This window comes from Brucella sp. MAB-22, assembly GCF_025908475.1.
In the GTDB taxonomy this organism is placed as follows: domain Bacteria; phylum Pseudomonadota; class Alphaproteobacteria; order Rhizobiales; family Rhizobiaceae; genus Brucella; species Brucella anthropi.
The window spans coordinates 1050422-1068626 of the sequence record NZ_CP109782.1 but is presented as its reverse complement, the minus strand read 5'-3'; the positions used below and the strand labels follow the sequence as shown (position 1 = coordinate 1068626).

Genomic DNA, 18205 nt, shown 5'->3' with positions numbered 1-18205 from the left:
AGATCCACCGGCGGATCAGTCCGCCGGTGAAGTCAGTTTACCAAGTTTTGACGATTACGCTATCAGTTCGAACATGGCGTTGAATTCTGCACGCAGTTCGTCCTCATCGGAAAGATCGGGATCGCCTGCATAAACTTCGGCCAGATCGGCACGACGCTTCGCCTTGCCTTCAAGAACCGGCACACGCGCTGCAACCTGCTTCAGTTCTTCCATCACACCTGCGCAATAGAGAACCATATCACAACCGGCACCGATGATGCCGTCCGCAATGTCACCGAGTTCGCCCGAAAGCGCCTTCATGGAAATGTCGTCGCTCATGACAAGACCATCGAACTGGATGACATCGCGAATGATCGTGTTGATGACAGTCGGTGACAATGTCGAAGGGCGCTGCGGATCGATGCAATCGAATACGACATGCGCCGTCATTGCCATTGGCAGGTCATTGAGCGCCTTGAACGGCACGAAATCATGCGCAACCAGCTCATTCAGGGGAACCGTGACACGCGCCAGCTCCTTGTGGGTGTCGGCAAACGCACGGCCGTGCCCCGGCATATGCTTGACCACAGGCAGCAGACCACCGGCAAGCAAGCCTTCAGCAGCAGCTCGCCCCATTTCTGCAACCGCCTGCGGGTTCTTGGAATAGGCTCGCGCGCCGATAACATCATGTGCGCCTTCGACGGGTACGTCCAGAACCGGCAGGCAGTCCACATTGACGCCAACCTTCAGCAAATCGAATGCATGCAGGCGGGCATGAAGCCACGCAGCTCGCAGACCTGCTTCGCGATCACGCGCATAGATCGCACCGACTTCCGAGGCCGAAGGATAGTTTGGAACGAGCGGCGGGCGAAGGCGCTGCACGCGTCCACCTTCCTGATCGATGAAAACCGGCGTCTGGTGCCGACCCGTCAGGTCGCGCATGTGCGCCGTCAGCTCGGAAACCTGTTCCAGACTTTCGACATTGCGCGCAAAAAGAATAAAGCCCCAAGGTCTTTCATCGCGAAAAAATGCAATTTCGTCCTCAGTCAGTTTCGTTCCCGACACACCGGCAATCCATGCCTTGCACTCTTTCATGCGCTCTTCCCCAAAATTGTCTGGAAATGCTGTACTCAAACAACCCTGCCCCGGTTTACCCGAAAAGAACAAGGCTTGGTAGTGGACCATGAAAAAGGGCGACCGAGGCCGCCCTTTCCATATTCAATGTCCGACAAATCACTGCGTTACGAAGCAGCTGCCGCCAGCGGACTTAAGGCGTCCGCAAAGTGCGGATGCATCTTCCTTGGAACCACCCTGAACGCGGACACGATAGTAGGTGCCCTTGCCCGGAATGTCGGCACGCTTGATGTCGACGCTGCGGCCACCGATTACGCTGCCATACTTCTGGGCCATATTGGCATAGGACTTCTGTGCCAGCTCGGCAGATGGCTGCGAAGCAATCTGGATGAAATAACCGCCTGCACCTGCTGCCGATGCAACCTGCGACGCTGCCGGAGCAGGATTGGTTGCAGCGGCGGCCTGCGTGCGCTGCGGAACATTGCCGACGATGTTGACCGGTTGTTCAGCAGGCCGTGATGGCACCACTGGAGCACGGACAGGAAGACGCGGCGCTTCCGCAGCCGGCTCCGGCTGTTGTGCCACAGGAGCCGGTGCAGGTGTTTGCGCAGCCGGTTCTGCCGGTACGTTGCCAGCGGCCAGCGCAGCAATTTCATCACCACCGGCGGGAGCCGCCGGCTGAGCAGTGTTTGCTGGTGGCAGCTGCGAGGCTGTTTCCTGCGGAGCCGGAGAAGGCTGGACAATAGAGCCGTCTGGACGAACGATCATGGTTTCCACTTCGCGCGGCTGGACCAATGGCGCATTGTGGTTCGTGTTCTGATTCTCGGCCGAAGCATTATTCGTCACTGGCGGCTCGTCAGGCGTATTGTCCGCCATGTTCTCGCTGTCATCCGTGCCGGAAATGTCCACTGGCTCTTCACCGGAAGTAATCAGAGACTTTTGTTCCGGATTGTTCGGCAGCGTACCGGCAACGCGGTCATAAACCGCCTTGTCCTGGTTCGGTACCGTGGCACCGCCCGGATTTTCCGGCTGCATTTTGATCGGCTGATTGTCGGCACGAATCACGACCGGCTCACCGGAACCGCTACCTCCGAGGAAGTGATAGCCGATCCCGCCAAGAAGCACCGCCGCACCGGCCACGCTGGCCAGAATAAGACCACGACGGCCACGAACCGGGCGATTACGATAAGCTTCGGCAGCGCTGCCAAGATCATCGTCCGCCTGCATCGCAGCGCGTTCGCCAAAGTCGCCTCCTTCAAGGGTCTGTGCACCCTGGGCTGCCCAATGGTTATAGAAGTCGTCTTCATTGCCCAACGGATTGGAGGCTTTTGGCTGTGCTGGCGCCTGGGCTGTTGCCTGTGAGCGGCCATACGCTCCCGCAGCTGCGGCAGCGCCGACACCCACTGCTGCAGCACCGACAGCAGCACCAAGGCTGGCACCGGAGTTTGGCAGATAGCTCGAAGCGCTTTCGCGGAATATGTCCTCAAAAGCCCTGTCAGCTTCGCTCTGTGCGTCTGTTTTTGCCGATTCATCCACACCAACCGTGTTGAAGACCTCGGCGAATTCGGCTTCGAGATCAGTCAAACCGGCGTTGGTTTCTTCTTCGCCGTAGTTGATTTCCGGCAAATCGAGGGAATGCGTCTGCTCAACCTTTTCTTCGGCCACGCTCAAGGTTTCGACTTCGGGCGCCGGGGCGCTGACCGCAGCCGTATGAGCACCGCCGAACTGCTGGAATGAAGTCGATGAAGAACGGTAATCGTCGTCCGGACGCACCGCATGTGCGTAGGCGGTGGTTTCTTCTTCAGGTTCCGAGCTCAGATCGAGATCATCTTCCGTGAAGAAATCATCTTCGCTGAAAGCGTTCTCATCCTGAATGCTGGAAACATCGCCGGACATTTCGAAACCGAAATCATCTTCCGAAAGGCTGATTTCATCCAGCTCCGAAAGGTCGTCTTCGGTTCCTTCAGCAGCGATTGCAGCGGCTGTTTCCTCAACATTGAACGAAAAATCGTCGTCGAAAGAGAAATCGTCGTCGTCGCCAAGAGAAGGCGCAGTTTCTGTAACCGGCGCATAGTCGGCCTGCGGGGCTGTCGCCACTGCGTCCTGCCCTGCGATGCCCGAGGAGAAATTGCTCCGCGTATAGTACGGATATCCTGCAGGCACGACCTGAGGCTGAGGCGCATAGGTTTCAACGGGTGCAGCCGTCTGTGGTGCAGCATCGTAAGCCGGCTCATCGAACTGCAGATCATCGAAATGCAAATCTGCAAGCTCGGTCTCGTCTTGATATCCAACATTCTGCACCGGCACCACGTCGTGGTGGACGTAGGGCTCCTCTGCAGGCGCGACATGGGACGCGACATGGGAAAACCGGGTCTCGTCGTGAGACACTGGCTGCGGCTCATCGCCGAAAAGGAGATTTTCCAGCTCATCCTCAAGCGAAACCGGCGCAGCGGTAGCATAGGACTGTTCGGCAGGCTCAACAGCCTGAACGTTCCATTCATGATCGCGCGCAGGCTGATAAGCCTCTTGATGCGGCTCTATGGCTGGCTGATAGATGGTCGGATCGTAATCGGTCTGATCGACATGAAGCGGCTCGACAGTTTCCCGGCGAGCGTAGACCGACGACGATGCGACATAGGTCTCTTCGTTCGAATCGCGTGCAGTCGAATAATCGTTGTAATCGAATTGCGGCACAGGTTCGGTACGGTCAGCTTCTTCAAACTCAAGTGTTTCGAATGAGGGCGTTTCCAATTCTGGCGCCTGCTCATCTTCATCCATTTGAAGATCAAGCTCGTCTTCCAGAGCCGAAGCAAGTTCTTCCTCATGAATCAGAGGTTCATCCAACAGATGAGAATCATCTTGTGCAGGGGTCGCTGCGAACTGGGACTGGTCCGTAGGCTGAGAATAATCATTGAAGTCACCGAGCAATTCGCGCTCCAGATCCAGCGATGGATCGAAGCCCGGCTCTGTCCGGTTATCTTCAAAGTAACTAGGTCGGCGCTCATTCCAAGCGACGTTGTCATCAGCAGGCGTGCCGAAGTCCATGATCCGCGACAGTTCCATCAGTGGATCGTCTTCGTGCAACGGACGCTCGCCGTAATTACGGGGATTTGCACTGCTGTCCGTCATAGCGTGTTCCTAACTCAAACCCTGGACGTCGCAAGACGTCTCCATACATTGCTTTGTAGCGAGGCAATGTGGGCAAAAGTTGACGGAAGTTTCCTGCGCCAGAAGGAAGACCAATGACTTGCGTTCATTATGGCCTTCCACCTGTTCGACTTGCCAACTTTTGCCTTCAATCAGTCTTTCGACCTGAAAAGCTTCGTGACAGTCGCCTGACCTCCGAAGTCATCTCGAACCACATAGTGCGGCCCGTGAGCTGCGGAGACCGTTCTTCGAGTATAATCCATCTCAAAAGGCTTTCACCTTCGAACTATACTCTAGCGCATTTCCGTTGGAGCATCCGCACCGATTATCGTCAATCCGGAAGTCAGCACATCGGAAACAACCTGTACCAGCCCTAGCCTGGCTAATGACAAGTCTGGATCGTTAACCTTAATAAAACGTAAGTCCGGGTTCTCTGTGCCTCTATTCCACTGCGAATGGAACGCGCTGGCGAGATCATAGAGGTAAAAAGCAAGCCGATGCGGCTCCTGGTGAATGGCCGCAGCCTCGATCAGACGCGGATATTCGGCGAGCTTGCGAACGAGTGCAATTTCGCTCTCATCAGTCAGCTTGTCAAAATGCGCAGCCATACCGACTCGGTCGAGATCGGCGAGACCAAGCTGATCGGCAGCCTGACGGAAAACCGAATGGCAACGCGCGGAAGCATATTGCACGTAGAAGACCGGATTATCCTTCGACTGCTCCGTCACCTTGGCAAAATCGAAATCCAGCGGCGCATCGTTCTTCCGGTAAAGCATCATGAAACGAACCGGATCGCGGCCGACTTCATCCACCACATCGCGCAGCGTGATGAATTCGCCTGACCGCTTCGACATGCGCACAGGCTCGCCATCGCGGAACAGCTTGACCAGCTGGCAGAGCAGCACCGTCAGCTTCGCCTTGCCGTCGGAAACAGCCCTTGCGACCGCTTCCAGACGCTTGACGTAGCCGCCATGATCGGCACCCAGCACATAGATCATCTCGTTGAAGCCGCGGTCGTACTTGTCCTTGAAATAGGCCACGTCGCCTGCAAAGTAGGTAAAAGCGCCATCGGACTTCATCAGAGGACGGTCGATATCGTCACCCACTTCCGTCGAACGGAACAATGTCTGCTCGCGATCTTCCCAGTCTTCCGGAAGCTGACCCTTCGGGGGCGGCAGCTTGCCCTTGTAGACATGGCCCTTGAGCGTCAGATCGTTGATTGCATTGCGAATCGCCCGTGCGTGATCAACATGCAACTTGCGCTCGGAGAAGAACACGTCATGGTGCACGTTGAGCGCATCGAGATCGGCGCGGATCATCGCCATCATGGCATCGATCGTGCGATCCTTTACGAGAGCAAGCGCTTCGGCTTCCGGCATTTCCAGAAGCTTCGAACCAAATTCCTTGGCAAGCTCCTGCCCGACCGGAACGAGATAGTCGCCGGGATAAAGACCAGACGGAATTTCACCGATATTTTCACCGAGCGCTTCACGGTAGCGCATCATAACGGACCGCGCCAACACATCGATCTGCGCACCGGCATCGTTGATGTAGTATTCCTTGACCACATCATAGCCTGCAAATTTCAGCAGATTGGCCAGAACATCGCCCACAACTGCGCCGCGGCAATGGCCCACATGCATCGGGCCCGTCGGGTTTGCCGAAACATATTCGACATTGACCTTCGATCCTGCGCCAAGTTTGGAGCGACCGAAATCCTTACCTTCATTCAGCATCGCCGAGAGTTCGCGTTGCCAGTAAGTGGCCTTCAGACGCAGATTGATGAAGCCCGGACCGGCGACATCAACCGTTTCGACGTCGGCATCCGAGGCAAGAGCCTCGGCGATGCGACCGGCAAGTTCACGCGGGTTCTGACCGACAGCCTTGGAGAGCACCATCGCAGCATTGGTTGCGATATCACCATGGGAAGAATCTCGCGGTGGCTCGACACCGATGCGCGAAAGGTCTAAATCGCCACCGTCTTTCGGTTTCAGATCAATATCTTGCAACGTCTTTTTGATACGTGCGTCGAAATCTGCAAAGATATTCATGGTCTGTCCTGTCAGGCTTACGCCGGGCTTTGTTTTGTCGCATTGTCCGACGCAAAACCGCTTCGCACTTTTGCTGGAAATGCTGTTTCTTTCGCATTGTCCGACGCAAAACCGCTTCGCACTTTTGCTGGAAATGCTGTTTCTTTCGCATTGTCCGACGCAAAACCGCTTCGCACTTTTGCTGGAAATGCTCTAATCCTGTACGGAATCCGGTCAAACTGCCGATAGATGCCGCTTCGTTTGGCCCCCGATTAAGCTAAATCGGGTGTGTGGTCAAACAATCGTCGGTGTTCTCGCACGGCATAATTGTCAGTCATCCCGGCAAGATAGTCAGCGACCCGCCGCGCCCGCGCCGCCTCATCCAGCGTCTCGCAGCCCGATTGCCACTCTGACGGCATGATCGACGGATTGGTGAAACAGGTATCAAAAAGGTCCTGCAATATCTTGTCGGCGGCATGTCTGCGCACCACGACGCTGTCGTGGAAATAGAGATTCTTGAACAGAAACCGCTTCAGCACTTTTTCGTCGGTGCGCATGGTATCGGAAAACGCCACCAGTGCGTGCGACTGGCCATGCACATCTTCAACGCTCTGCGGTTTTGCCACTGCCAGACGGCGCTGGGCCTCCTCGATCACATCTTCCACCATGATGGTGATTTGCCTGCGCACCAGCTCATGTCCGGTTCGCACGGGATCGAGATCGGGATAACGCGCCCGCACGAGATCGAGCAGGCGTTTCGTCAACGGCACTTCGTCAAGCGCATCAAGGCTCAAAAGCCCTGCCCGCAAGCCGTCATCGATGTCATGAGCGTTATAGGCAATATCGTCGGCAATGGCCGCGCATTGCGCTTCGAGACTGGCGAACCGCGTGAGCTCCAGATCATAGCGTTCATTGAAGTCGAGGATCGGCAACGGAACAGCGGCATCCGGATGTGCTGCATGAGCGCCCAACAGCGGCCCGTTGTGCTTGACCAGCCCTTCCAGCGTTTCCCACGAGAGATTAAGCCCGTCGAAATCGGCATATCGATGTTCGAGCTTGGTCACGATCCGGAGCGACTGTGCATTATGGTCGAACCCGCCGAACGCCTTCATGCGATCGTTGAGCGCTTCCTCGCCCGTATGGCCAAAGGGTGTGTGGCCAAAATCGTGGACAAGCGCTACCGCCTCGGCCAGATCTTCATCGAGCCGCAATGCGCGCGCCAACGCACGCGCAATCTGGGCGACCTCTATCGTATGCGTAAGCCGCGTGCGGTAATGATCGCCTTCATGAGCGATGAAAACCTGCGTCTTATGTTTCAGACGACGAAATGCTGTGGAATGGATGATACGGTCGCGGTCGCGCTGGAATGGCGTGCGGGTCGGGCTTTCCGGCTCTGGCACCAGACGACCACGGCTCCGTGCAGGATCACAGGCATAGGGCGCGCGTTCGCGATAACCGAAGCCTATTCCTTCCAGCGACATTGCGATGCATCCTTCACTGTAATATGATTACACAAAACTGGTGCGAATATTGACTTCCGCAGTTCGCGTTCATAGCTATCAGCTAATCATGAAGGCAAGTATGCGGCTATCGGAAATCTGGAGAAATCACCCGGTTCGATATTCGCAATTGCAAACGGAACAAGGCAGATGACAGGCATTACCGTTTCAGATTCCGCAGCAAAGCGGATCGCCAAGATTCTCGGATCGGAACCGGGAAAGACTGCCCTTCGCGTTTCTGTCGAGGGCGGCGGGTGCTCCGGTTTCTCCTATAAATACGATCTGGTTGATGAGCAGACCGACGACGACATCGTCATCGAGAAGCTCGGCGCCAAGGTGCTGATCGATTCCATTTCAGTTCCCTATATGGATGGTTCGGAAATCGATTTCGTCGACGATCTGATGGGACAGTCGTTCCAGATCCGCAATCCGAACGCCACTTCGGCCTGCGGCTGCGGAACCAGCTTCGCCATCTGACGGGCGCGCGAATACGCGAATAGAAGATTTAAAACCGGCTGCCATGTGGCGGCCGGTTTTTTTCATGGCTGCCGGAAAACAACCGGCCTCAAACCTTTACCGAAGCGACCGTCGCTTCGATATGATCCACCAGGGCATCCGGCAGGCCGAGACGACCAGCCAGCATATCCAGATATCCACGTTCAGCCCTGTTATCGGGGTCTATTGCAAGACGCGAAGCCGTATAAAGCTCGACCTTCTGCTCCTCAGTCTGCGCGGCTGAAACCAGAACATTGAGATCAACGGGATCGGCAAGCTCCTTCTCAAGGAAGGCTTCCGCCTCGTCATCAAGACCGGAAATCTTCACCTTCTCCATGATGCGGGCCCGCTCGGCATCATCAATATGACCGTCGGCTTTGGCGGCGGCAATCATCGCCTGCACGAGTGTCAGCGCAAAACTGTTGCTCATAGCGGGAGATTGCGGGTGAAACGGAGAATCGGCCGGGGGCGGAGGAAGAAGCTCGGGCTCCTTCGCGACCGGCTGTTCGGCCGTCTGCGGTGCCTGACCGGACTTGTAATTTTTGTAGGCAAGATATCCCAATCCGGCGATGGCAGCGATGCCGCCGACGGTCGCCACATTGCCTGCGAGCTTGCGCCCGGTCTTCGTGCCAAGAATGGCGGCGGCAATGGCTCCCGTTGCAAGCGGGTTCTTCTTTGCCAGGTCTGTCACCTGCCCGGCCTTGTCGCGGACACTTCCCGACGTACCGGGTACTTGTGATCCCAGAAACTGCTCGAGAAGTTTCTTGGCGTCGAACATTCGAATATCTCCTGTTTGGCTCCTGTCCAGAGCAAATAGGAATGCAAAACCGCCAATACAAATAGTCTTGAGCCGATTTTTCCCCGGATATCGAAATTGTGGCCGATGAAAAGCTGTGACGCGCGATTGCGCCCTGCTTGCCCTCACCTACCTAAGCGCATAATCATAGCGATATGAAAATCGCGACCTGGAACATCAACGGCGTCAAAGCCCGTATCGAGAACCTCCAGCACTGGCTGAAGGAGTCCTCGCCCGATATTGCCTGCCTGCAGGAAATCAAGTCGGTCGATGACCAGTTTCCGCGCCTGGAGATTGAAGCGCTCGGCTATCATGTGGAAACACACGGCCAAAAGGGCTTCAACGGCGTCGCGCTTCTGTCCAAGAAATCACCGGATGAGGTCAATCGCGGTCTTCCCGGCGACGATGGCGATGAGCAGGCGCGTTTCATCGAAGGCGTCTACTCGACGGACAAGGGCGTTGTCCGCGTCGTTTCACTTTACCTGCCGAACGGCAATCCCGTGGACACGGAGAAATTTCCATACAAGCTTTCGTGGATGCAGCGGCTTGAGCTGTGGGCGAAAGATCGCCTTGCTCTTGAAGAACCTTTGGTGCTTGCCGGTGACTATAACGTCATTCCCGAGCCGGACGATGCCAAGAATCCCGAGCAGTGGATGGGCGACGCGCTCTTCAAGCCACAATCGCGTCAGGCATTCCGCAGGCTTGAAAATCTGGGCTTTACCGATGCAATCCGTGCGTCAACCGACGATAGCGGGATTTACTCGTTCTGGGATTATCAGGCTGGTGCTTGGCAGAAGAACAACGGCATCCGTATCGACCATCTGATGCTGTCGCCGGAGGCGGCCAATCGTTTCATATCGAGTGATGTGGAAAAGCACGTTCGTGCGTGGGAGAAGCCATCCGACCATGTGCCGGTGACGATAACGCTTTCGGTCTGAGAACTGACGCTAAATCAAGACCATAGCGTTTCCAGTTAAATCAGAAGTCGCCTTTGGTGACGTAGTCACTGGAGAGTGCAATCGCATTACGACGGTCCGCTTCGCCGGCAATCGAGAATGCCTGCTCCTGCATATCGCGTATCCATGGGCAATCTTCGGTCGGGCAGCGTTCGAAAGCTGCGGTCATCATAGCGAGGCCACGAACGGTCTTGCCTGCCTGAAACAGCATGTTGCCGAGCATGGCTTGCGCACCGGCATTACCCTTCTTGGCGGCAAGCTGGAACCAACGTGCGGCCTGAATGGAATTGCGTTCTCCGCCGTCGCCGTCGAGCAGCATTTTGCCAAGCTCGAACTGGGCAGCGGAATCACCGAAATTCGAGGCGGCCTGCACATAGAGATTGCGTGCCATACCCGGATTGGCATTGACCGGCGAGCCCGGAATGCCGCGCTTCACATAACCTGCAAGCGCCACGAGAGCGTCAGCCACATAAGAGTCGTTTTCCGAACCCGGTTCCGAACCTTCGCGAACGATCTTTTCGAAAATCTTATAGGCTTCATAGTCATTTTCCGGTACGCCGTCGCCATCGGCATACATGCGGGCCAGTTTCCACTTCGCACCCTGATGGCCGCGATCCGCAGCATAACGCAGAGCCTTGATCGCTTCGTCCTTGTGACCATTCTTGTATGCGGAAAAGCCGAACTTGAAGAGTTCAAACGGGCTTCTCGACTTTTCGGAATCGTCATTAAGGTCGAAAGCAAAGGCGCTGTTACAGGCAATGGCCAAGCCGAGAGCCATAGCAAGGGCGCTATATGAAAAACTGCGGATACGCATCACAACGCTGGTCTTTCACATTCAGAGGAAACATTCATAGAGGACAGAATGCACGCTGTTTTCGTCAAGACTGAGACCCGATCTTGGCCGAAAAAAGCCTTACCATCATTGGAAAGAATAAAGGGTGCGCGAACAGGGGTGATCCTGTTCCCAATCCGTTTGCTGTGCAACAACGCGCCCTTCGTCATTCCTGCCTATCCTGCTGGAGCCTGACAGCTCTCAATACTTTGGTGGCTTCTGCCTTTCCATGATCGGTGACGCCAGTTTGTGGCGGGAAATGGGCAAAATGTGCCTGAGCTCTTTCTAACCTAAAGCAACGGTAAAGACTGTTGCTAATTGACAACAAACTGACTGTTGTTCCGATCAACAATCTGCTCTTGTTGACGTCAGCGACAGGAGCTCGCAGTCTGCGCAAAATGAAGGATGCCGGGAGTCGCGAAGCTATCTATGAGCAAATACCGTCGCCCTTACAGACGTCCCTATCGTCCGGCTCGCAAAAGCAACAGCATAAGCTTTCGCAGTATCTTATTGACTATATTACTATTTTCTTTTTTAGCCGTGCTTATCGCCTATCTGCCAATCCAATCGGCGCCTAAAGAGGCATTGAACGGGCCGGTCTATGTGATTGATGGCGATACTGTCGTTCTCAGCAAGAAACATATACGTCTCAAGGGTATCGACGCACCGGAGATGCAACAGCAGTGTGTTCGGGCAGGAACCCCTTACGATTGCGGCAAGGAAGCCCGCAACATCTTGCGGGCCAGAATCGGGAAGTCCTCGATTCGGTGCGAGAAAGAGGGACGAGATCAGTATAATCGCGACCTGGCGCGCTGTTATCTTGGGGAAACCGACCTCAACCGCTGGATGGTTGAACAGGGCTGGGCCGTCTCCTACGGCGATTATCAGCGTGAGGAACGCGACGCCCGCCGCACCCGGCGTGGCATCTGGGCCGGTCAGTTTGAGCAACCGTCCCTATGGCGCAAGAACCATCGCGATCTTGAAATTGAACAGCCGTCCGGCCGCGAACCGTTGCTGGCTGTAATTGGCGATGGCTTTACCTATATTAGGGAACATATTCGAACCTTCATCGAAATGATCCTGCCCCGAAACTGATAGTATTCATGGAAAAACTGGACGAACTCAGTCACTCGATCCGGGCTTGCCGTATCTGTCGCGACACACCGCAGTTTCCGCCGCCCCTACCGCACGAGCCCAATCCCGTCTGCATCGTCTCGGATACAGCGAGAATTGCCATTTGCGGTCAGGCTCCCGGCATTCGCGTGCATAACACCTCCCTGCCGTTCAACGACCCGTCCGGTGATCGCCTGCGGCAATGGCTCGGCGTCTCACGAGAGGAGTTTTATGATCCGTCACGCTTTGCCATCGTCCCGATGGGCTTCTGCTTTCCCGGCTATGACAAGCATGGCGGTGATCTCCCGCCGCGCCGCGAATGCCGCCAGACCTGGCATGACCGTGTTTTCGCGGCAATGCCGCAGCTGGAATTCATTCTGGTCGTAGGACAATACGCTCTTGCCTATCACCTGCCCGATTATCGGGGCCGCAATCTGACTGAAACCGTCAGGAACTGGCGGTATTTCTTGGAGACACCCAATCCGGCGGGTCGAATCGCCCTGCCCTTGCCGCATCCATCCTGGCGCAACAGCGGCTGGCTCAAGCGAAATCCATGGTTCGATGCTGAAGTTGTGCCCGTTCTTCAGGCAAAAGTGCGAGACCTCATCCAAGACGATAAATAATTTTTACTCCATTCGTTTTCATCAGAATATTTTTCCTGTAACTTCGGATCATTGCGAACCATAAGGTATGACGTTTCACCTATTCGCACAGTTCGGGAAACGATTTCTAAAACCGGGAACGGAAACGCATGGACAGGCTCGACAGGAAGATACTGCGCTTATTGCAGGAAGACGCGACACTTGCGGTGGCAGACGTTGCCAAGAAAGTTGGCCTTTCCACGACGCCATGCTGGCGCCGCATCCAGAAACTTGAAGAAGATGGCGTCATCAAGCGCCGTGTCGCCATTCTCGATCCGATCCGCGTCAATGCGCGGGTGACGGTGTTCGTATCGGTGCGCACAAGCTCCCACAGCCATGAATGGCTGAAGCGCTTTTCTGAAGTGGTTCAGGAATTCCCTGAAGTCATCGAATTCTACCGCATGAGCGGTGATGTGGATTATCTGCTTCGTGTAGCCGTGCCGGACATCGGCGCTTATGACGCTTTCTACAAGCGCCTCATCAGCAAGATCGAAATTCGCGACGTGTCTTCGTCCTTCGCCATGGAGCAGATCAAGTACACCACCGAATTGCCGCTCGACTACATGGTGCTCGACAAAGACAACAACTGATGTTTTTAAGCTATTGATTTAAAATAAAAGCCCGCCAAATGGCGGGCTTTTTTGACGATGCGGTGACCGTTATTTCGAACCGGATATTCCAGCCTGTTCGAACGTGGCCATGCCGCTGTGGCACAGCGCTGCCGCCTTGACGATACTGGCTGCGAGCGCCGCACCGGTTCCTTCACCAAGGCGCATTCCCATATCAAGAAGCGGCTGCTTGCCCATCTTCTCCAGAAGCTTGCGGTGGCCCGGCTCGGCAGAAACATGGCCGAACAGGCAATGGTCGATGGCTTCCGGATTGGCGGCATAGAGAACAGCTGCGGCAGCGCTTGCCACAAAACCGTCGACGATGACCGGAATTTTCTCCATGCGCGCCGCCAGAATTGCACCGGCCATGGCTGCGATTTCACGACCGCCGAGACGGCTCAGCACTTCCAGCGGGTCCTGCAGGTGTGCCTGATGGAGGGCTACGGCCTGACGAACGGCGGCGAGCTTGCGCTGCAGCAGTTCACCCGTTGAGCCCGTGCCCGGCCCTACCCAGTCTTCCGCCGTACCACCGAAGAGCGCCAGCGCGATCGCTGCGGCAATCGTGGTATTACCGATACCCATTTCACCGATGCATAGGAGATCGGTTCCACCGGCAATCGCTTCCATGCCGAAAGCCATGGTCGCGGCGCAGGTGCGCTCATCCATGGCCGGTTCTTCGGTAATGTCACCGGTTGGATGCTCCAGCGCCAGATCGAAAACCTTTAGCCCAAGATCGTTGGCAATGCAGATCTGGTTGATGGCTGCGCCACCGGCGGCGAAATTCTCGACCATCTGTGCCGTGACACTTGGCGGAAATGGCGTGATGTTCTTGGCCGTAACCCCGTGATTGCCAGCAAACACCGCGACCAGCGGGCGATTGATCTGCGGTGTGCGCTTGCCAGTCCATGCGGCAAGCCATGCCACGATGTCTTCCATGCGTCCGAGCGAACCGGCAGGCTTGGTTAGTGTAGCCTCACGCTCGCGAACGGCCCTTTCCGCTCCGAGATCAGGCCCCGGCAGATTTCGGATCAATTCTCGGAAATCGTCAAAAGGTAGGCCGCTGGCGCTCATAAGTTCAGTCCAATCAATGATGGGAGGTGTAAATTCGTTGGGCTCGTCCTATAAGCACTGACGCGAATTTTCAAATCACCTCTTTGAGTTGAAGCAACATTGAGGCGAATTATCGCGGAAATCCATTTCGGGAAACAAAGTGGAACAGTCACTTGCAGCGAAATAGTCTCATTGGCGACACGATCCGGAGTCTGGGCTTTCTAAGCCGCCTGCCGCTTCCGCAGAGATGGTTCGAGGATGGCGATGATTCGTTGCCGCGCAATGCCCGTGCCTTTCCGCTCGCGGGAGCGGTTCTGGGCCTGCTGGCAGGCGCGGTGCTTTTCATGGCCTATAAAGTGAACCTGCCACCCCTTGCCTGCGCGATGCTCGCAATTGGCGCTCTGGCGGCGATGACCGGCGCGCTCCATGAAGACGGTCTGGGCGATACTGCTGACGGTTTCTTCGGTGCTTCTTCGCCTGATCGTCGGCTGGATATCATGAAAGATTCCCGCATCGGGACTTTCGCGGCGCTGACGCTGATTGTCTTCGTCGGTTTGAAAGCGGCTCTACTGATGACAATCATCGACCGCGCAGGCGCGGGATACGCAGCACTTGCGCTGGTCGGCTGCGAGGCGGCAAGCCGATCAGGCATGCTGGCATTCTGGCACGCCCTTCCTTCCGCGCGTCCCGGTGGACTGTCTGACAGTGTTGGCCAGCCACAATGGGAGACCGTAGTTTGCGGTTTCGGGATTGGGTTGGCCTTTCTTGTCTTCACGCTCATTCCAGCGGGCGGATTTCTCTCGCTCATCAATGCGCTTGTGCTGGCGACGGGTCTGCTTTTCGGCTTTGCCAGACTTTGCATCGCAAAAATCGGCGGGCAGACGGGTGACACGCTAGGCGCGGCGCAGCAGATCGGTTCGGTTGCCGTCCTCGCCGGGCTTGTCATGGCCCTTTGATGCAACCACATTGCATTCATGGACACGACAACCATCGAATCCCCGTGCATATTGGTTTGCACGATAGATACGGAAACCGGCTTCTGTCTCGGCTGTGCCCGGACGCTGGATGAAATCGCACGCTGGTCCAGCATGAGTGCAGAAGAGCGAATGGCCGTCTGGGCGCTTCTCGCCGACAGGCATGAGATTATTGTAGAAAAGAGAATTGGCTGATGGGGCGCTTTTTCTGGCTCATTATTGCGGCAGTCGCGATTGTTGTCCTGCTGCTGATGTCCAACAATGACAGCGGCTCAACGCTTGGCATGGACAATGACGTGTTTGCCCGCGCAGCCTATCTGGGCATTTGGGGCGTCGTGCTTGCCGCTGGCTTGCTCGGCTCCGGCATCAAGCTGACCGACTTCGCGCGCAATATGGCCATGTGGGCCGTAATTATCCTCGGTCTCGTCGCTGGCTACCAGTATCGTTATGAGCTGCAGGATGTCGCGAGCCGGGTCACGGCCGGGCTAATCCCCGGCAGTCCTATTTCAGGCCGCAATGCCGATGGTGCCCTGACTGTCACGCTTGCAAAGGCTGCAAACGGTCATTTCGAGGTCAACGGGCGCGTAAACGGCGAACGCGTTCACTTTCTGGTCGATACTGGCGCATCTTCGGTCGTCCTGTCCCAACAAGATGCAGAGCGCGCGCGCATAGACACGGCCTCGCTCAACTATTCGGTTCCGATCATGACGGCCAACGGCACGGCAAGTGCAGCAGTCATCAACATTGCCACATTGCAGATTGGCGATATCGAGCGCCAGAATGTGCGCGCCATGGTGACGAAGGAAGGCCTGATGACCGGCAGCCTACTCGGCATGAACTTCCTTCAAACCCTCGGCGGGTTCACTGTCCGCGGCGACCAGCTTATTCTGATTGATTAGACTGCATCCCGAAAAGTGTGAAACGGTTTTCGGATAAGATGCGCGTCAAAACAAATACTGAGAGCGCCGATCTGATCCAATCAGATCGAAACGTATTCTAAGCAGCTTCTGCTGCCGCTTCAGTCACGACGGCATAGGCCTGACGCAGCACGTCGCTGTTTGCGCCCGGCTTGGTGGCGTCTGTCGAAAGGATTTGCCGCCAGCGCCGTGCACCCGGCTGCCCGGTAAAAAGCCCAACCATATGGCGGCTCACATGCGAAAGCCTGCCGCCTGCCGCGATATGGCGATCAGTGTAAGCGCACATGTCATCGATGATATCAGCGATCGAGGTATCTGCCTGATCGCCGCCATAAAGGCGCGCATCCACCTCCGCCAAAATCTCGGGGTTATGGTAAGCGGCGCGACCGAGCATCACCGCATCGACCGTCTGCAAGTGCTGCTCTGCTTCGTCCAGTGTATTGATCCCCCCGTTGATGCCGACGAAAACATCACCAAGCCGCGCCTTGAGGCGATAGACGCGATCATAGTCGAGTGGTGGAATCTCGCGGTTTTCCTTCGGCGACAATCCCTTCAGCCAGGCCTTGCGGGCATGGACCCAAAGCGCATCAGCGCCAGCGTCAAGCGTCAGATCGGTCAAAGTGTCGAGCGCAACTTCCACATCCTGATCGTCAACGCCAATACGGCATTTGACCGTAACGGGCACGGAAACAGCCTCTTTCATGGCCGAAACGCAACGCGCCACCACATCCGGGGTCTGCATGAGGCAGGCTCCGAATGTACCGGACTGCACACGATCCGACGGGCAACCGACATTGAGATTGATTTCATCATAGCCGTAATCAGCGCTGATCTTCGCAGCCTCTTTCAGCTTCACCGGATCGGAACCGCCCAGCTGCAGTGCCACAGGATGTTCGGCGGCATCGAAACCCAACAATCGGTCACGCGGGCCGTGAATGATGGCATCCGCCACGACCATTTCAGTGTAGAGCAATGCGTGCCTGGAAAAGAGCCTGTGAAAGTAGCGGCAATGTCTGTCCGACCAGTCAATCATGGGCGCAACAGCAAAGCGCACGTCCGGATAGTTGCGTTTTTTTGATTTTATTTCAGTCATTTATACAACAATCCTGAGAATGCGATTCAGTCGCAATCGGCGCTTTCGGCATTTATTTGAATTCGGAAGGGTGCCAAAAGCCACAATTGATCGAAATGATCAAGTTTCACCAATATTGCAGTCGCTCCTCAATATAGTGAGCCGAAGCGAATTTTCATACCCGATGTGGGGACTCTGGCTGCTCCAAAGACTGTCTTCTCACCCAATAAACATTATGATCAATCACAGAAGCATTCTCCCGATTCTCATCCGCGTAGTTAAAGGACATTCAGCGTGACCTCCTTTTCCCCTTTCGGCAAATCATTCGATGCGTTTCTTTTCGACATGGACGGCACGATATTGAGTTCCATTGAAGCGACCGAACGTGTGTGGAGCGAATGGGCGATACGTCATGGCATCGATCCGGTCACATTCCTGCCGACGATCCACGGTGTTCGGGCCGTCGAAACCGTCCGTCGCCTCGCTCTGCCGGGCGTGGACCCGATCCGCGAGGCGGAGATATTGTTTCAGGCCGAAATGGCGGATCTGGACGGTATCGCACCTATCGACGGCGCGTATGACTTTCTCAGTTCATTGCCGCAAGACCGTTGGGCAATCGTTACCTCGGCGCCACTTGAACTTGCTACCCGCCGCGTCGCCGCAGCAGGACTGCCGATGCCAAAGACCATCGTTTCCGCCGAAGATGTAGAGCGTGGCAAGCCGAGCCCTGAATGTTTCCAGCTTGGCGCGAAACGACTTGGTTTCGATCCGCACAATTGCCTTGTGTTCGAGGATGCGCCAGCCGGTATCGTTGCCGGAGAAACTGCCGGTGCGAGCGTTGTCGTGGTCACCGCAACACATCCGCACTCCCCAAAGACATCCCATCTGAGCATTGAAAGCTATCGCTCTCTGCAGCTCGATATTCTGGATGATGGCAGACTGGCGCTGGAACCGACCACGCCCATCTCGGTGGGTTAGAGCATAATCCGACCGGAGTGAAACGAGGATCGATAAGATTATGC

At 55.9% G+C, this 18205-nt stretch carries 17 protein-coding genes; 9 read left to right on the top strand and 8 right to left on the bottom strand.

Annotated elements, in window-relative coordinates:
* Positions 1-54: 54 nt before the first annotated feature.
* From nagZ to OHI65_RS14625, 4 genes are all read right to left on the bottom strand, one after another.
* A complete protein-coding gene (gene nagZ / locus OHI65_RS14640) occupies positions 55-1074 on the bottom strand; it encodes a beta-N-acetylhexosaminidase (protein WP_012092216.1) in 1020 nt (339 codons plus the stop codon).
* Between the two features lie 138 nt (positions 1075-1212).
* Positions 1213-4182, bottom strand: coding sequence for an SPOR domain-containing protein (locus OHI65_RS14635; protein ID WP_264359092.1), 2970 nt, complete (start codon positions 4180-4182; stop codon positions 1213-1215).
* Between the two features lie 311 nt (positions 4183-4493).
* A complete protein-coding gene (gene argS / locus OHI65_RS14630; protein WP_264359091.1) occupies positions 4494-6251 on the bottom strand; it encodes an arginine--tRNA ligase in 1758 nt (585 codons plus the stop codon).
* A 251-nt stretch (positions 6252-6502) separates the two neighbouring features.
* Positions 6503-7711 (bottom strand): deoxyguanosinetriphosphate triphosphohydrolase, encoded by a 1209-nt coding sequence (locus OHI65_RS14625; protein WP_125334281.1) that lies wholly within the window; start codon positions 7709-7711, stop codon positions 6503-6505.
* Positions 7712-7879: 168 nt separating this feature from the next.
* Here OHI65_RS14625 and erpA point away from each other — a divergent pair, with 168 nt between their 5' ends.
* Positions 7880-8206: an iron-sulfur cluster insertion protein ErpA gene (gene erpA, locus OHI65_RS14620; RefSeq protein WP_006471759.1), complete on the top strand. Its 327-nt coding sequence runs from the start codon at positions 7880-7882 to the stop codon at positions 8204-8206.
* A gap of 88 nt (positions 8207-8294) precedes the next feature.
* On the opposite strand, the gene OHI65_RS14615 is transcribed toward erpA, so the two are convergent.
* The gene (locus tag OHI65_RS14615; protein ID WP_010661235.1) at positions 8295-9002 is read right to left on the bottom strand and encodes a tellurite resistance TerB family protein; all 708 of its coding nucleotides are present in this window, start codon (positions 9000-9002) and stop codon (positions 8295-8297) included.
* 173 nt (positions 9003-9175) lie between these two features.
* On the opposite strand from OHI65_RS14615, the gene xth reads away from it, so the two are divergent.
* A complete protein-coding gene (gene xth / locus OHI65_RS14610; protein WP_264359090.1) occupies positions 9176-9958 on the top strand; it encodes an exodeoxyribonuclease III in 783 nt (260 codons plus the stop codon).
* 40 nt (positions 9959-9998) lie between these two features.
* Here xth and OHI65_RS14605 read toward each other — a convergent pair whose 3' ends face one another.
* The gene (locus OHI65_RS14605) at positions 9999-10790 is read right to left on the bottom strand and encodes a tetratricopeptide repeat protein (RefSeq protein ID WP_010661233.1); all 792 of its coding nucleotides are present in this window, start codon (positions 10788-10790) and stop codon (positions 9999-10001) included.
* Positions 10791-11237: 447 nt separating this feature from the next.
* On the opposite strand from OHI65_RS14605, the gene OHI65_RS14600 reads away from it, so the two are divergent.
* From OHI65_RS14600 to OHI65_RS14590, 3 genes are all read left to right on the top strand, one after another.
* On the top strand, positions 11238-11903 hold the full coding sequence (locus tag OHI65_RS14600; RefSeq protein ID WP_264359089.1) for a thermonuclease family protein: 666 nt from the start codon (positions 11238-11240) through the stop codon (positions 11901-11903).
* Positions 11903-12544, top strand: a complete 642-nt coding sequence (locus OHI65_RS14595) for a uracil-DNA glycosylase family protein (RefSeq protein ID WP_029376248.1) — start codon at positions 11903-11905, stop codon at positions 12542-12544. The genes OHI65_RS14600 and OHI65_RS14595 overlap by 1 nt, the downstream gene beginning before the upstream one ends.
* Before the next feature lie 128 nt (positions 12545-12672).
* On the top strand, positions 12673-13152 hold the full coding sequence (locus OHI65_RS14590) for an Lrp/AsnC family transcriptional regulator (protein ID WP_010661230.1): 480 nt from the start codon (positions 12673-12675) through the stop codon (positions 13150-13152).
* A gap of 69 nt (positions 13153-13221) precedes the next feature.
* On the opposite strand, the gene cobT is transcribed toward OHI65_RS14590, so the two are convergent.
* On the bottom strand, positions 13222-14241 hold the full coding sequence (cobT, locus tag OHI65_RS14585; RefSeq protein WP_012092222.1) for a nicotinate-nucleotide--dimethylbenzimidazole phosphoribosyltransferase: 1020 nt from the start codon (positions 14239-14241) through the stop codon (positions 13222-13224).
* 152 nt (positions 14242-14393) lie between these two features.
* Between cobT and OHI65_RS14580 the strand changes: the two genes are divergently transcribed.
* The 3 genes from OHI65_RS14580 to OHI65_RS14570 are packed head-to-tail and all read left to right on the top strand — an operon-like array spanning position 14394 to position 16093.
* On the top strand, positions 14394-15176 hold the full coding sequence (locus tag OHI65_RS14580) for an adenosylcobinamide-GDP ribazoletransferase (protein WP_012092223.1): 783 nt from the start codon (positions 14394-14396) through the stop codon (positions 15174-15176).
* An 18-nt stretch (positions 15177-15194) separates the two neighbouring features.
* Positions 15195-15389 carry a DUF1289 domain-containing protein gene (locus OHI65_RS14575; RefSeq protein WP_012092224.1) on the top strand — a complete coding sequence of 65 codons (195 nt, stop codon included), beginning with the start codon at positions 15195-15197 and terminating at the stop codon, positions 15387-15389.
* Positions 15389-16093 carry a TIGR02281 family clan AA aspartic protease gene (locus OHI65_RS14570; RefSeq protein ID WP_264359088.1) on the top strand — a complete coding sequence of 235 codons (705 nt, stop codon included), beginning with the start codon at positions 15389-15391 and terminating at the stop codon, positions 16091-16093. The genes OHI65_RS14575 and OHI65_RS14570 overlap by 1 nt, the downstream gene beginning before the upstream one ends.
* 97 nt (positions 16094-16190) lie before the next feature.
* Here the strand turns inward: OHI65_RS14570 and dusA are convergent, their stop codons facing one another.
* Positions 16191-17204: a tRNA dihydrouridine(20/20a) synthase DusA gene (dusA, locus tag OHI65_RS14565; protein WP_264359087.1), complete on the bottom strand. Its 1014-nt coding sequence runs from the start codon at positions 17202-17204 to the stop codon at positions 16191-16193.
* 273 nt (positions 17205-17477) lie between these two features.
* Between dusA and OHI65_RS14560 the strand changes: the two genes are divergently transcribed.
* A complete protein-coding gene (locus OHI65_RS14560) occupies positions 17478-18161 on the top strand; it encodes an HAD family hydrolase (protein WP_125334285.1) in 684 nt (227 codons plus the stop codon).
* Positions 18162-18205 lie beyond the last annotated feature (44 nt).

What these genes read in the sequence shown, in the direction of transcription:
- nagZ (WP_012092216.1), bottom strand. Translation starts at nt 1,074, where the DNA reads ATGAAAGAGTGCAAGGCATGGATTGCCGGTGTGTCGGGAACGAAACTG.
- OHI65_RS14635 (WP_264359092.1), bottom strand. Translation starts at nt 4,182, where the DNA reads ATGACGGACAGCAGTGCAAATCCCCGTAATTACGGCGAGCGTCCGTTG.
- argS (WP_264359091.1), bottom strand. Translation starts at nt 6,251, where the DNA reads ATGAATATCTTTGCAGATTTCGACGCACGTATCAAAAAGACGTTGCAA.
- OHI65_RS14625 (WP_125334281.1), bottom strand. Translation starts at nt 7,711, where the DNA reads ATGTCGCTGGAAGGAATAGGCTTCGGTTATCGCGAACGCGCGCCCTAT.
- erpA (WP_006471759.1), top strand. Translation starts at nt 7,880, where the DNA reads ATGACAGGCATTACCGTTTCAGATTCCGCAGCAAAGCGGATCGCCAAG.
- OHI65_RS14615 (WP_010661235.1), bottom strand. Translation starts at nt 9,002, where the DNA reads ATGTTCGACGCCAAGAAACTTCTCGAGCAGTTTCTGGGATCACAAGTA.
- xth (WP_264359090.1), top strand. Translation starts at nt 9,176, where the DNA reads ATGAAAATCGCGACCTGGAACATCAACGGCGTCAAAGCCCGTATCGAG.
- OHI65_RS14605 (WP_010661233.1), bottom strand. Translation starts at nt 10,790, where the DNA reads ATGCGTATCCGCAGTTTTTCATATAGCGCCCTTGCTATGGCTCTCGGC.
- OHI65_RS14600 (WP_264359089.1), top strand. Translation starts at nt 11,238, where the DNA reads ATGAGCAAATACCGTCGCCCTTACAGACGTCCCTATCGTCCGGCTCGC.
- OHI65_RS14590 (WP_010661230.1), top strand. Translation starts at nt 12,673, where the DNA reads ATGGACAGGCTCGACAGGAAGATACTGCGCTTATTGCAGGAAGACGCG.
- cobT (WP_012092222.1), bottom strand. Translation starts at nt 14,241, where the DNA reads ATGAGCGCCAGCGGCCTACCTTTTGACGATTTCCGAGAATTGATCCGA.
- OHI65_RS14575 (WP_012092224.1), top strand. Translation starts at nt 15,195, where the DNA reads ATGGACACGACAACCATCGAATCCCCGTGCATATTGGTTTGCACGATA.
- OHI65_RS14570 (WP_264359088.1), top strand. Translation starts at nt 15,389, where the DNA reads ATGGGGCGCTTTTTCTGGCTCATTATTGCGGCAGTCGCGATTGTTGTC.
- dusA (WP_264359087.1), bottom strand. Translation starts at nt 17,204, where the DNA reads ATGACTGAAATAAAATCAAAAAAACGCAACTATCCGGACGTGCGCTTT.